This is a genomic window from Streptomyces sp. NPDC001933, assembly GCF_042890955.1.
In the GTDB taxonomy this organism is placed as follows: domain Bacteria; phylum Actinomycetota; class Actinomycetes; order Streptomycetales; family Streptomycetaceae; genus Streptomyces.
This window is the reverse complement of record NZ_JBIASS010000012.1, coordinates 184,500-197,804: the sequence shown is the minus strand read 5'-3', so window position 1 is coordinate 197,804 and position 13,305 is coordinate 184,500. Positions and strand designations below refer to the sequence as shown.

The window sequence follows — 13,305 nt, the reverse complement described above, 5'->3', positions numbered from 1 at the left end:
GCGCGGACGACTACGCCGTGACCACGGCCCCCGGGAGGAACGCGATGAAGGCCCACGACGGTATGTACATCGGCGGCGAGTGGCGCACCGCCGCGGGCACGGACACTATCGCGGTGGTCGATCCGGCGGACGAGCAGATCATCGCCCATGTCCCGGCCGGCACCGCCGAGGACGTCGATGCCGCGGTACGGGCCGCGCGCGCCGCGCTCCCCGCCTGGGCGGCCACCGCGCCCGCCGAGCGGGCCGGGCGGATCGCCGCCCTGCGCGACGTGCTCGTCGCCCGCAAGGACGAGATCGCCGCGACCGTGACCGCCGAGCTCGGCGCGCCGCTGCCGTTCTCGCAGGCGGTGCACGCGGGTGTGCCGGTCCTGGTGGCCGGCTCGTACGCCGAGCTCGCCGCCTCGTACGCCTTCGAGGAGAAGGTCGGCAACTCCACCGTGTACGCCGAGCCGGTCGGTGTCGTCGGCGCGATCACCCCGTGGAACTACCCGCTGCACCAGATCGTCGCCAAGGTCGCCCCCGCGCTCGCGGCGGGCTGCACGGTCGTCCTCAAGCCCGCCGAGGACACCCCGCTGACCGCCCAGCTCTTCGCCGAGGCGGTCCATGAAGCGGGCGTTCCCGCAGGAGTGTTCAACCTGGTCACCGGCCTCGGCCCGGTCGCCGGACAGGCGCTGGCCGAGCACGACGGCGTCGACCTGGTCTCCTTCACCGGCTCCACCGCCGTCGGCAAGCAGATCGGCGCCACGGCGGGCGCGGCCGTCAAGCGCGTCGCCCTCGAACTCGGCGGCAAGTCCGCCAACGTCATCCTGCCGAGCGCCGACCTCGCCAAGGCCGTCGCCGTGGGCGTCGCCAACGTCATGGGCAACTCCGGCCAGACGTGCAGCGCCTGGACCCGGATGCTGGTGCACACCTCCCGGTACGACGAGGCGGTCGCGCTCGCCGCGGAGGCCGCCGCCAAGTACGGCGACCGCATCGGCCCCCTCGTCAACGCCAAGCAGCACGCACGGGTGCGCGGCTACATCGAGAAGGGGGTGGCGGAGGGCGCCCGCCTCGTCGCGGGCGGCCCCGAAGCCCCGCGCGAACAGGGCTACTTCGTCAGCCCGACCGTGTTCGCCGACGTCACCCCGGAGATGACCGTCGCCCAGGAGGAGATCTTCGGTCCCGTCGTCTCGCTCATCCGCTACGAGGACGAGGACGACGCCCTGCGCATCGCCAACGGCACCGTGTACGGCCTCGCGGGCGCGGTCTGGGCGGGCGACGAGGCCGAGGCGGTGGCGTTCGCCCGACGGATGGACACCGGGCAGGTGGACATCAACGGCGGCCGGTTCAACCCGCTCGCCCCGTTCGGCGGCTACAAGCAGTCCGGCGTCGGCCGCGAACTCGGCTCCCACGGGCTCGCGGAGTACCTCCAGACCAAGTCCCTCCAGTTCTGACCGATCCGGTCGCCCCGCCCCGCCCCGTTCCTCCGTCGTCCACCGTCAAGGAGCCCGTCCGTGGTCCGCGCCGCCGTACTGCCCGCCGTCTCAGCTCCCCTGGAGATCACCGGCATCGAACTCCCGGAGCCCGGCCCCGGTCAGGTGAGGGTCGCCCTCGCCGCCGCCGGGGTCTGCCACTCCGACCTCTCGCTGACCAACGGCACCATGCGGGTGCCCGTCCCCGCCGTCCTCGGCCATGAGGGCGCGGGCACCGTCGTCGCGGTCGGCGAGGGCGTCGGCCATGTGGCACCCGGCGACGGCGTCGTCCTCAACTGGGCGCCCTCCTGCGGGAGCTGTCACGCCTGTGCGCTGGGCGAGGTCTGGCTCTGCGCGAACGCCCTGAACGGCGGGGGCGCCGTGCACGCCCGGCGCGCGGACGACGGCAGCGAACTGCACCCCGGTCTCAACGTCGCCGCGTTCGCCGAGGAGACGGTCGTTCCCGCCGGCTGCGTCCTGCCCGTGCCGGACGGCATCCCGCTCACCGACGCGGCCCTCCTGGGCTGCGCGGTCCTCACCGGATACGGCGCCGTGCACCACTCGGCGAAGCTGCGCGAGGGCGAGACGGTCGCGGTGTTCGGCGCCGGGGGAGTGGGGCTGGCCGCGCTCCAGGCCGCCCGCATCGCCGGTGCCTCGCGCATCGTCGCGGTCGACGTCTCCCCGCAGAAGGAGGAGCTGGCCCGCCGGGCCGGTGCCACCGACTACGTGGTGGCCTCGGAGAACACCGCGCGTGAGATCCGGGCCCTCACCGGCAGGCAGGGGGTGGACGCCGCCATCGAGTGCGTGGGCCGCGCCGCCACCATCCGTACCGCCTGGGAGTCGACCCGGCGCGGCGGCCGGACCACGGTCGTCGGCATCGGCGGCAAGGACCAGCAGGTCACCTTCAACGCCCTGGAGCTCTTCCACTGGGGCCGCACCCTCTCCGGCTGCGTCTACGGCAACTCCGACCCCGCACGGGACCTGCCCGTCCTGGCCGGCCACGTCCGGGAGGGCCGGCTCGACCTGAGCGCCCTGGTGACCGAGCGCATCACCCTCGACGGCATCCCGGCGGCGTTCGACAACATGATCGCGGGCAAGGGCGGCCGGGCCCTGGTGGTCTTCTGACAGCCGTCCGCGATTCCCGCCGCACCAGGACCTACGGGCCGACCGCCCGGTCCGTGGTGAGCAGCCGGGCGTCCATCTCGCCCTGCTCGAAGAGCCGGGAGGCCGGGCCCACGATCAGCGGGTCCGGCTCGTGGGCCACCGCCGTGTCCTTGTCCGGGTAGTCGAAGCGGTGCAGCACATGCCGGATCGCCTCCAGCCTGGCCCGCTTCTTGTCGTTGCTCTTCACCACGGTCCAGGGCGCGTCCGCCGTGTCCGTGTGGAACAGCATCAGCTCCTTGGCCTCCGTGTACGCGTCCCACTTGTCCAGCGAGGCGAGGTCGACCGGGCTGAGCTTCCACTGCCGTACCGGATCGATCTGGCGGATCATGAACCGGTTGCGCTGCTCGTTGCGGGAGACGGAGAACCAGAACTTCACCAGGTGGATGCCGTCCCGGGCGAGCATCCGCTCGAAGCCCGGTGCCTGGTGCATGAATTCGAGGTACTCGCGGATGGTGCAGAACCCCATCACCCGTTCCACACCGGCCCGGTTGTACCAGGACCTGTCGAACAGCACGATCTCCCCGGCGGACGGCAGATGTGCCGTGTACCGCTGGAAGTACCACTGGGTGCGCTCGCGTTCGGTGGGCTTCTCCAGCGCCACCACCCGCGCGCCACGGGGGTTGAGGTGCTCGGTGAACCGCTTGATCGTGCCGCCCTTGCCCGCCGCGTCCCGCCCCTCGAAGAGGATGACGAGGCGTTCGTCGCGCTCCTTCACCCAGTGCTGGAGCTTGAGCAGTTCGATCTGGAGGGCGCGCTTGGACTTCTCGTACGCCTTGCGGCCGAGCTTGTGGTCGTACGGGTAGTTCTCCCGCCAGGCGTCCCGGGCCCGGCCCTCGGGCGTCACCAGGACCGGATCGTCGTCGCCGCTGTCGGCCACCCGGAAGCCTTCGAGCCCGGAGCCGCCGTACCGGGCCGCCTCGGTGAGCGCGTCCAGCATGGCTTCCCGGTCCCCGCTCTGCTGCTTCTTCGCGTCCTTCTTCTTCGCGTCCCGCTGCTCCGTCCGCTCAGCGCCGGTCGGCTTCCCGGTGTTCCGCGTCATGTCGGTGTCCCTCCACCGGCGGTGCCGGATCTTTTCGCGTCAGGCCAGTCTGCGGACGCATCCGGGAGACCGCCACCCCGGCCGGGCAGAGCGGCCCGCCGCCGACGGTGAGCGGCGCGGGCACCTCGTCCAGTACCAGCCAGGACATCAGCACCACCAGCGCCGGCACCGCGTACGTGGTGGCGCCCATCCGTCCCACCGTGGTCCTGGCGAGCGCGTAGGCCCAGGTGGTGAAGGCCAGCGCGGTCGGGAAGAGACCCGGATAGACCATGTTCAGGGTGGCGGACAGCGGAGCGTCGGCGGCGTCGGAGATCAGCGCACCGGAGAACGGCAGACAGGCGACGGTGCCGACCAGGCAGCCGAAGGTGGTGATCTGCAGCGCGGAGCCGTGCCGCAGCGCGGGCTTCTGGCGCACCACCCCGGTCGCGTACGCCACGGCGGCCAGCAGACACAGCGCCACGCCGAGCACCGACGCACCGCCGTCCCCCGACATCGAGAGCCCCACCACCGCGGCGCCCGCGAACGACACGGCCATGCCCGCCAGCAGCCTCCCGGGCAGCCCCTCGCCCAGCATCCGGGCACCTCGGGCCTCTCGTTTGGATCAGGCCGGGCTCGCGGGGTCCGGCACGCACGCTCGCCGCGTTGTCGTCAGTCGCCATGGCTCCGCCATGCCTCCCTCCTCCGCCTTGCGATCGCACGCACCAGACCCCGCTTCCTGATCCGGCCTGATCCAAACGAAAGGCCCGAGCAGCGCGATCAGCAGCGGTCCGATGTTCACCACCATCGCGGCCGTGCCCGCGTCGACCTGCTGCTCGCCCCAGTTGAGCACCACCATGTACAGCCCGAACCAGAGCAGCCCGGACCAGATGATCCCCGGCCAGGCGGCCCGCGAAGGCAGCCCCTCGCGCCGCACCACCAGGAGCACGCCGAGCGCCAGCGAGCCGGCCAGCAGCCGGCCGAGGGCGAGCGCACCGGGCGAGTAGGCCTCACCGGCGCTGCGGATGGAGACGAAGGCGGAGGCTCAGAGCAGCACGGTGGTGCAGGCCGCGGCGGTGGCCCGCCAGTCGCGGTGGGCGGCGGGCGGCGGGATCGGGGGTGTGGTCATGGCCCCGACGGTAGGGCCGCGACCGTTCGGCCCCTACCGAATTGTTTCCGGCTCGACGCCGAGGCGTTCGTACAGCGCCCGCTCCCCGGCCGGGGTGGCCTTCACCGCACGCCCGGAACCGATCCGTACGCACCACCCGGCATCCAGCGCATGGCGGCACAGCGCGGCGCCCGCCACCCCGGCCAGGTGCGGCCTGCGCTCCGTCCAGTCCAGGCAGCTCCGTACGAGGGGACGCCGTGAAACCGTCTCCAGGCCGATGCCCAGCTCGTCGAACCAGCGCAGGCCCTCGCCGGTGAGCGCGAAGCCGGTGTCCTGGGCCAGCAGTCCCCGTACGGTCATGGCGTCGGCGATCGCGATGCCGATCCGACCCGCGAGGTGGTCGTAGCAGGTACGGCCGCGGGCCATCGCGCTGTCCGCGCTCGCCGCGCCCAGGGTGCGCGGCCGCAGGGGCGCTGAGCCGGGGACGACGTGGGCCGCCAGGTCCTCGACGAGGTGCGCGATCCGTTCGTCGGCCAGCCGCAGATAGCGGTGGCGGCCCTGCCGCTCCTCGGCCAGCAGCCCGCCCGTGACGAGCTTGCCGAGGTGTTCGCTGGCGGTCGACGGTGCCACGGAGGCGTACCGGGCCAGTTCGCCGGCGGTCCAGGCGCGGCCGTCGAGCAGGGCCAGGCAGAAGGTCGCGCGGGTCTCGTCGGCGAGGAGCGTGGCCAGGGCGGCGAGCCGGGGCGCTGCCGGGTCGGGGTGTGCCATGCGTGCCATGGGAACCAGGATGCGTCAGGGACGCTTCGGTGCGGGCCGAACCGTTCCGCCCGTTGCCAGCAGTTCGTACTGGGCCGAGAGGCCGTCGACCAGGGCCCGCAGCCCGGTCTCGAAGGCCCCCTCGTCGACCTTCCGGCCCCGCTCGGCCAGCAGATGGGCCTGGCCGAGGTGCGGGTAGTCGGCGGGGTCGTACGCCGTCTCGTCGTCGACGAAGCCGCGGGCGAAGGAGCCCAGTGCCGAACCGGTGATGAAGTAGCGCATCAAGGCCCCGATGTACGTGGCCTGGGCGGGCGGCCAGCCGGCCCTGACCATCGCGCCGAACACCGCGTCGGCGACCCGGAGTCCGGCCGGCCTGCGGCCCGGCCCCTGGGCCAGCACCGGAACGATGTGCGGGTGCTCGGTGAGCGCCGCACGATAGGAGACGGCCCAGTCGTGCAGGGCGGCGCGCCAGCCGCGGGTGTCCGACTCGTCGAACATCGACAGGTCGACCTGCGCGGACACGGCGTCCGCGACCGCGTCCAGGATCTCGTCCTTGTTGCGGAAGTGGTTGTAGAGCGAGGGTCCGCTGACCCCGAGTTCGGCCGCGAGCCGACGGGTGGAGACGGCGTCGAGCCCCTCGGAGTCCACGAGTGCGCTCGCCGTCTCGACGATGCGGTCTCTGCTGAGGAGGGGCTTGCGCGGTCGGGCCATGCGGCACATAGTAGGGCCTGCAAGCAGAAAACTAGCAGTGCTAATTAAAGTGTGGGAGTCGAAGGATGAACCTGGAGCTCAGCGAGGAGCAGGAAGCCGTCCGGCAGCTCGCCAAGGACTTCGTCGCCCGTGAGGTCGCCCCGCACGTCGTGGCGTGGGACCGGGCCGAGAACGTCGACAAGTCGATCGTGAAGAAGCTGGGCTCCGTCGGCTTCCTCGGGCTGACCGTCCCCGAGGAGTACGGCGGCTCCGGCGGCGACCACCTCGCCTACTGCCTGGTCACCGAGGAGCTCGGGCGCGGCGATTCCTCCGTCCGGGGCATCGTCTCCGTCTCCCTCGGCCTCGTCACCAAGACCATCGCCGCCTGGGGCGACGAGGAGCAGAAGCGGCACTGGCTGCCGAGGCTCACCGCGGGCGAGGCGATCGGCTGCTTCGGCCTCACCGAGCCCGGCACCGGCTCCGACGCCGGAAATCTGACGACGAAGGCCGTGCGGGACGGTGGGGACTACGTCATCAGCGGCAGCAAGATGTTCATCACCAACGGCACCTGGGCCGACGTCGTGCTGCTCTTCGCCCGCACCAACGACACCCCCGGCCACAAGGGCATATCCGCCTTCCTGGTCCCCACCGACACCCCCGGCCTCAGCCGCCGCACCATCCACGGCAAGCTCGGCCTGCGCGGCCAGGCCACTGCAGAGGTGGTCCTGGAGGACGTCCGGGTGCCCGCCTCGGCGCTCATGGGGCCGGAGGGCAAGGGCTTCTCCATCGCCATGTCCGCCCTGGCAAAGGGGCGGATGTCGGTCGCGGCCGGCTGTGTCGGCATCGCACAGGCCGCCCTCGACGCGGCCGTGGGCTACGCGGGCGAGCGCGAGCAGTTCGGCAAGTCCATCGCGAGCCACCAGCTCGTCCAGGAGCTCATCAGCGACATCTCCGTGGACGTCGACGCCGCCCGGCTGCTGACCTGGCGGGTGGCGGACCTCATCGACCGCGGCGAGGACTTCGCCACCGCCGCATCCAAGGCGAAGCTCTTCGCCTCCGAGGCCGCCGTCCGCGCCGCAAACAATGCGCTCCAGGTCTTCGGCGGCTACGGATACATCGACGAGTACCCGGTCGGCAAGCTGCTGCGCGATGCCCGGGTGATGACGCTGTACGAGGGCACCAGCCAGATCCAGAAGCTGATCATCGGCCGCGCGCTCACCGGGGTCTCCGCCTTCTGATGCCCGCGCCGCCGCTCGAACGGGCGTCTGAGTACCCGGCTGAGTATCCGAGCGGATGTGGCGTACGCCACGTCGGCCGATGCTGGGCGTCATGAGTGAGACAGCACAGGTCAAGCAGCAGGGCACCGCGGCCTTCTATGGCCAGGCCGTCGCCTCCTTCGGGGTGGCGATGGGCGCGGTGGCCCTCGGTATCTACTTCCTGGACGCCGACGCCTGGGTGCGCGGCTTCCTCGCGATCGGCGTCCTCTACCTCGTCACCTCCTGCTTCACCCTGGCCAAGGTCATCCGTGACCGCCAGGAAGAGGGGCGGATCGCCAGCCGGGTCGACCAGGCCCGGCTGGAGAAGATCCTCGCCGAGCACGACCCCTTCCAGAAGCTCTGACGATCCCGCCGGACGGACCCTAAGCGCTTGCTCAGGTTCGGGGTATGGTGTTCGTCCTGCTGATGAGAGGGGCGAGTGACGATGAGCACGGCGGAGGAGACCGACGGCGACAGCGCGCCGTGGGCCGAGGTGACGCCCGAGGCGGCCAGGCGGCTGCTCGTCGCCGCCGTCGACGCCTTCGCCGAGCGCGGGTATCACGCCACCACCACCCGCGACATCGCGGGCCGGGCGGGGATGAGTCCCGCCGCGCTCTACATCCACTACAAGACGAAGGAAGAACTGCTCCACCGGATCAGCCGGATCGGCCACGACCGCGCCCTGTTCGTCCTGGAGGCGGCCGCCGACGGCGGGGGCACGGCGGCCGAGCGGCTGGCCGAGGCCGTACGGTCCTTCGTCCGCTGGCACGCCGAGCGGCACACCACCGCCCGTGTGGTCCAGTACGAACTCGACGCCCTCGGCGAGGAGCACCGCATCGAGATCGTCGAACTGCGGCGCAGGAGCGATGCGGTGGTGCGCCGGATCATCGGCGAGGGCGTGCAGGCGGGGGAGTTCGACGTCCCCGACGTGCCGGGCACCACGCTCGCCGTGCTCTCGCTCTGCATCGACGTGGCGCGCTGGTTCAACGAGCAGGGCAGCCGGACGCCGGACGAGGTCGGCGAACTCTACGCCGACCTCGTGCTGCGCATGGTCGCGGCCAAGCGCTAGTGCGCCCTCGGGAGTATCAGAAGTAGTAGCGGGACACCGACTCGGCCACGCACACCGGCTTGTCGCCGCCCTCGCGCTCGACCGTGACGACGGCGGTGACCTGCACGCCGCCCCCGGCCTCCTCGACGCTCTTCAGGACGGCCGACGCGCGCAGCCGCGAGCCCACCGGCACGGTGGAGGGGAAACGGACCTTGTCCGTCCCGTAGTTGATGCCCATCTTCATGCCCTCGACCCGCATGATCTGCGGTACGAGCGCAGGCAGCAGCGAGAGCGTGAGATAGCCGTGTGCGATCGTCGCGCCGAACGGCCCGGCGGCGGCCCGCTCCGGGTCCACGTGGATCCACTGGTGGTCACCGGTGGCGTCGGCGAAGAGGTCGATCCTCTTCTGGTCGATCTCCAGCCAGTCGCTGCGCCCCAGTTGCTCGCCCACTCCGTCGCTCAGCTCCTGCGCGGACGTGAAGATCCTCGGCTCTGCCATGTCCCTGGTCCCTGCCTTTCCAGCTCTGGGCATACCTCATCGCACTTTCTAAGCGCTTGCTCAGCATGGTTGGCGGGTGCGTTCCTGTCAACGACGGACCCGGCACGAGGCGGGACAGTAGGGTTGGAGGGGTGCCCCAGATCCCACAGACGCTCCATGAGCTCACGGTCGGACAGCTCTCCGCGCGCAGCGGCGCCGCTGTCTCGGCCCTGCACTTCTACGAGGCCAAGGGCCTGATCAGCAGCCGCCGCACCAGCGGCAACCAGCGCCGCTACACCAGGGACGCGCTGCGCCGGGTGGCGTTCATCCGCGCGGCGCAGCGGGTCGGCATCCCGCTCGCCACCATCCGGGACGCCCTCGCCGAACTCCCCGAGGAGCGCACCCCGAACCGCGAGGACTGGGCACGGCTCTCCGCGTCCTGGCGCTCCGAACTCGACGACCGCATCGCACGGTTGGGGCGCCTGCGGGACCACCTCACCGACTGCATCGGCTGCGGCTGCCTGTCGCTGGAGAACTGCGTGCTCTCCAACCCCGACGACGTCTCCGGTCAGCGGATCAGCGGCTCCCGCCTGATGCCGGAGCGGCCGGCCGGGCACCCGTAGCTCAGGACGCCGCACGTACGGGTGCCGGGCGGGCGCGGTCGGGCCGTACGCCCTCGTCCCGCTTCATGCCACCGATGCCAGATCCCGCCGCGGTGTGCTCCGGGCCTTCGCCAGTGCCCGCGGGGTCAGTACCGGCTGCGGCACCACGATCCCGCAGTCCGTGCAGACCGGGCCCGACCACGGCTCGTGGAGCCAGCGGAGGTCGGCGCCCGCGCAGACCGGGCAGGCAGTGCCGGGGGCCGACTCCAGCGCCGCGATCAGCCGGCTCACCACCTCGGCGAGCGGCGCCGACGGGTGCACCGCCGGGTCCTCGCAGCGGGCGACCCCGTTGCCGCCCCAGCTGCGCCGGTGCCAGTCGTCGAACGCGCCGGGCCGGCGCAGCCCGTCGTGCTTCTCCCGCCTGCGGCGTTCGGCGAACCCTGCCTCGTAACCCAGCCAGACCGCCCGCGCCGCCTCCAGTTCGTCCAGCGCGCGCATCAGCCGCGCCGGATCGGGGGACCGGTCCTCGGGCCCGATACCGTGCCGCACGCACAGATGGTCCCAGGTCGCCCGATGTCCGTAAGGGGCGAACCTCTCCAGGCACTTGCGCAGCGAATACCGCCGCAGTGCCAGATCGTTCCGTGGATCGCGGACCTGTCTCGCAAGACTCCGGAATCCCGCCACCGCACCGTCACCTCCGTCGCTCGTACTTCGGCGTCAAGGGATGGACGTACGGCCGCCCCGATCGGATCCCGCGGAGGCTGATGTTGTCCGGAATTCGGTACGGTCCGTCAGTGCGGTGCCGCTGCGGTCGATGCCGTGTGACGATTCGGAAAAGGTGACGGTTGCTCACCTTACTGGCGAGTCATACCGCCGGTAACCTCCGGCGCATCGGCCTCTCGGAGGAGCACGCATGCCCCCACGCACCATCAAGTTCAGAGCCGCCACCGTCGCGGCGGTTCTGGTACTCGGCACCACCCTGCTCGCGGCCTCGCCGCAGGCCGGCGCCACGGAACCCGCTCCCGTCACCGACTACTGCCAGGGGCAGTGCGCCGACATCCTGCCGCCCGGCGAGAACGGCAACGCCACCCTCGTCGACATCCTCGGCAACAAGGCGTTCGGTACGCATCCCAAGCACAGCGACGACCAACTCGACCGCTACAACGGCCTGGTGGCCGGCCAGTCGGGGCTCACCGACCAGAAGCTGACCGACTTCTTCAACGATGCCTCGTTCGGCGTGCCCAAGAGCCAGGTCGAGTCCGTCACCTCGCCCCGGGACGACGTCACCATCACCCGTGACAAGGCGACCGGAGTCCCGCACATCAAGGGCACCACCCGCTACGGAACCGAGTTCGGCGCCGGATTCGCCGCCGGGCAGGACCGGCTCTGGCTGATGGACCTCTTCCGCCACATCGGACGCGGCGAACTGACCTCGTTCGCCGGCGGCGCCCTCGCCAACCAGGGCCTGGAGCAGCAGTTCTGGCCGCAGGCCCCGTACACCGAGGCCGATCTCGAAGCCCAGGTCGAGTACATCAAGACCCATGAGGGCGCCCGCGGCGAGCAGGCAATGGCCGATGCCCAGGCGTACGTCGACGGCATCAACGCCTACCGGACGAAGTCCAAGAACGGCCGCTACTTCCCGGGCGAGTACGTCCTCACCGGCAAGGTCGACGCCATCACCAACGTCGGCGAGATACAGCCCTTCAAACTGACCGACCTGATCTCCATCGCCTCGGTGGTCGGCGGTCAGTTCGGCGGCGGCGGTGGCGGGGAGGTGCAGGCGGCGCTCTCGCTGCTGGCCGCCCAGCAGAAGTACGGAGTGGCCGAGGGCACCAAGGTCTGGGAGTCCTTCCGCCAGCGCGAGGACCCCGAGGCAGTGCTGACGATCCATGACGGCACCTCGTTCCCGTACGCGGGCAAGCCCGGCAAGGCGCGCGGCACCGCGCTGCCCGACGCCGGGTCCGTCACCGCGGAACCCGTGATCTACGACCGCACCGGCTCCGCGGGCACCGACAAGAAGGCCCCGGTCAAGGCCCCGGCCCCGCTCAAGAAGGCCCAGGGCATCTACGACGACGGCGTCATCCCCGAGGACTCGCTGCCCGGTTCGGGATCCGGCGCCCAGAAGCGCGGCATGTCCAACGCCCTGCTGGTCTCCGGGAAGAACACCGCGAGCGGAAACCCCATCGCCGTGTTCGGGCCGCAGACCGGCTACTTCGCCCCGCAGCTCATGATGCTCCAGGAACTCCAGGGGCCGGGCATCAGCGCCCGCGGTGTCTCCTTCGCCGGTGTCGGCATGTACATCCAGATGGGCCGCGGCCAGGACTACGCCTGGAGCGCCACCTCGGCCGGCCAGGACATCACCGACACCTACGCCATCGACCTGTGCGAGCCCGACGGCTCCACGCCGACCAAGGACTCCACGCACTACGTCTACCACGGCGCCTGCACCGCCATGGAGACGCTGGAGCACACCAACTCCTGGAAGCCGACCGTCGCCGACTCCACGGCGAAGGGCTCCTACCGGATGCAGGTGAGGCGCACGAACTACGGCATCGTCACCCACCGCGCCACCGTGGGCGGCAAGCCCGTCGCGTACACCTCGCTGCGCACCACCTACCGCCACGAGGCCGACTCGATCATCGGCTTCCAGATGCTCAACGACCCGTCGTACGTCAAGGACGCCGCCTCCTTCCAGCGGGCGGCCGGCAACATCGACTACGCCTTCAACTGGTTCTACGCCGACTCCCGCACCGCCTCCTACTACAACAGCGGCATGAACCCGGTGCGCGCCGCGGGCGTCGACCCGGCGCTGCCGGTGCGGGCCGCGCGGGCCTACGAGTGGCAGGGGTACGAACCGGCCGCCAACACCGCCGCGTACACCCCGTTCGCCGCGCACCCGCACTCCAGCGGGCAGGACTACTACATCTCCTGGAACAACAAGCAGGCCAAGGGGTACGCCACCGCGGGCTTCGGCCTCAGCGCCGTGCACCGGGGCGATCTGCTGGACGACCGGGTGGCGAAGCTGGTCGAGGAGGGCGGGGTGACCCGCGCGTCCCTCACCCGGGCCATGGCCGAGGCCGCCGTCACCGATCTGCGCGGCGAGCAGCTGCTGCCCGAACTGCTGAAGGTGATCCGCTCCGAGCCGGTGACCGATCCCGGACTCAACGGCGCCGTCCAGCAGTTGGAGTCCTGGCGGGCCTCGGGCTCGCAGCGCCGGGAGAGCAGCCCCGGCTCGCACACGTACACCCACGCCGACGCGGTGCGGATCATGGACGCGTGGTGGCCGAAACTGGTCGAGGCCGAGTTCAAGCCGGGGCTCGGTGACGACCTTTACGGAGCGCTGACCGTCAACGTCGCCACCGACGAGTCCCCGGCGGCGAGCCACGGGGCGAGCGGGGCGCACAGCGGATCCGCGTTCCAGTACGGCTGGTGGGGCTTCGTGGACAAGGATCTGCGCCAGGTCCTGGGGAAGCCGGTCAAGGGGCCGCTGGCCAGGACGTACTGCGGCAACGGTGATGCGGGCAGCTGCCGTGACGCGCTGCTCGCGACCCTCAAGCAGGCCGTGGCCCAGCCGGCGACGGAGCTCTACCCCGGGGACGACAACTGCAAGGCGGGCCAGCAGTGGTGCGCCGACTCGATCGTCCACCGGCCGCTCGGCGGGATCGGCCAGAAGGCGATCCACTGGCAGAACCGCCCGACGTACCAGCAGGTGGTGGAGTTCCCCGCCCACCGGTAGG

The 13,305-nt window shown here is 71.3% G+C and carries 12 protein-coding genes and 2 pseudogenes; 7 read left to right on the top strand and 7 right to left on the bottom strand.

Annotated features, from left to right (window positions below; genetic code table 11):
- Nucleotides 1-44: 44 nt before the first annotated feature.
- Both ACFYY7_RS27685 and ACFYY7_RS27680 read left to right on the top strand, forming a co-directional pair.
- A complete protein-coding gene (locus tag ACFYY7_RS27685; RefSeq protein ID WP_388665466.1) occupies nucleotides 45-1,433 on the top strand; it encodes an aldehyde dehydrogenase family protein in 1,389 nt (462 codons plus the stop codon).
- 60 nt (nucleotides 1,434-1,493) lie between these two features.
- The gene (locus ACFYY7_RS27680; protein WP_388665465.1) at nucleotides 1,494-2,576 is read left to right on the top strand and encodes a Zn-dependent alcohol dehydrogenase; all 1,083 of its coding nucleotides are present in this window, start codon (nucleotides 1,494-1,496) and stop codon (nucleotides 2,574-2,576) included.
- Nucleotides 2,577-2,607: 31 nt separating this feature from the next.
- Here the strand turns inward: ACFYY7_RS27680 and ppk2 are convergent, their stop codons facing one another.
- From ppk2 to ACFYY7_RS27655, 5 genes and pseudogenes are all read right to left on the bottom strand, one after another.
- Nucleotides 2,608-3,552, bottom strand: a complete 945-nt coding sequence (ppk2, locus tag ACFYY7_RS27675; RefSeq protein WP_388665625.1) for a polyphosphate kinase 2 — start codon at nucleotides 3,550-3,552, stop codon at nucleotides 2,608-2,610.
- Between the two features lie 67 nt (nucleotides 3,553-3,619).
- Nucleotides 3,620-4,237 (bottom strand): annotated as a pseudogene (locus tag ACFYY7_RS27670) (DMT family transporter); the annotation flags it as partial.
- 162 nt (nucleotides 4,238-4,399) lie between these two features.
- Nucleotides 4,400-4,759: pseudogene (locus tag ACFYY7_RS27665) on the bottom strand (EamA family transporter); the annotation flags it as partial.
- A gap of 33 nt (nucleotides 4,760-4,792) precedes the next feature.
- Nucleotides 4,793-5,515, bottom strand: a complete 723-nt coding sequence (locus ACFYY7_RS27660; RefSeq protein WP_388665463.1) for an ArsR/SmtB family transcription factor — start codon at nucleotides 5,513-5,515, stop codon at nucleotides 4,793-4,795.
- A 15-nt stretch (nucleotides 5,516-5,530) separates the two neighbouring features.
- Nucleotides 5,531-6,205, bottom strand: coding sequence for a TetR/AcrR family transcriptional regulator (locus tag ACFYY7_RS27655; RefSeq protein ID WP_388665461.1), 675 nt, complete (start codon nucleotides 6,203-6,205; stop codon nucleotides 5,531-5,533).
- 65 nt (nucleotides 6,206-6,270) lie between these two features.
- On the opposite strand from ACFYY7_RS27655, the gene ACFYY7_RS27650 reads away from it, so the two are divergent.
- From ACFYY7_RS27650 to ACFYY7_RS27640, 3 genes are all read left to right on the top strand, one after another.
- Entirely contained in the window at nucleotides 6,271-7,422 is a 1,152-nt protein-coding gene (locus ACFYY7_RS27650; protein WP_388665459.1) for an acyl-CoA dehydrogenase family protein, read from the top strand.
- Nucleotides 7,423-7,513: 91 nt separating this feature from the next.
- Nucleotides 7,514-7,804 carry a YiaA/YiaB family inner membrane protein gene (locus ACFYY7_RS27645; protein WP_266736154.1) on the top strand — a complete coding sequence of 97 codons (291 nt, stop codon included), beginning with the start codon at nucleotides 7,514-7,516 and terminating at the stop codon, nucleotides 7,802-7,804.
- A gap of 81 nt (nucleotides 7,805-7,885) precedes the next feature.
- Nucleotides 7,886-8,509 (top strand): TetR/AcrR family transcriptional regulator, encoded by a 624-nt coding sequence (locus tag ACFYY7_RS27640; protein ID WP_388665457.1) that lies wholly within the window; start codon nucleotides 7,886-7,888, stop codon nucleotides 8,507-8,509.
- A gap of 16 nt (nucleotides 8,510-8,525) precedes the next feature.
- On the opposite strand, the gene ACFYY7_RS27635 is transcribed toward ACFYY7_RS27640, so the two are convergent.
- Nucleotides 8,526-8,987, bottom strand: a complete 462-nt coding sequence (locus ACFYY7_RS27635; protein WP_388665456.1) for a MaoC family dehydratase — start codon at nucleotides 8,985-8,987, stop codon at nucleotides 8,526-8,528.
- A 131-nt stretch (nucleotides 8,988-9,118) separates the two neighbouring features.
- Between ACFYY7_RS27635 and soxR the strand changes: the two genes are divergently transcribed.
- Nucleotides 9,119-9,589, top strand: a complete 471-nt coding sequence (soxR, locus tag ACFYY7_RS27630; protein WP_388665454.1) for a redox-sensitive transcriptional activator SoxR — start codon at nucleotides 9,119-9,121, stop codon at nucleotides 9,587-9,589.
- 63 nt (nucleotides 9,590-9,652) lie between these two features.
- Here soxR and ACFYY7_RS27625 read toward each other — a convergent pair whose 3' ends face one another.
- Entirely contained in the window at nucleotides 9,653-10,252 is a 600-nt protein-coding gene (locus ACFYY7_RS27625; protein ID WP_388665452.1) for a hypothetical protein, read from the bottom strand.
- Between the two features lie 229 nt (nucleotides 10,253-10,481).
- On the opposite strand from ACFYY7_RS27625, the gene ACFYY7_RS27620 reads away from it, so the two are divergent.
- Nucleotides 10,482-13,304, top strand: a complete 2,823-nt coding sequence (locus ACFYY7_RS27620) for a penicillin acylase family protein (RefSeq protein ID WP_388665450.1) — start codon at nucleotides 10,482-10,484, stop codon at nucleotides 13,302-13,304.
- The last annotated feature ends 1 nt before the right edge of the window (nucleotide 13,305 follow it).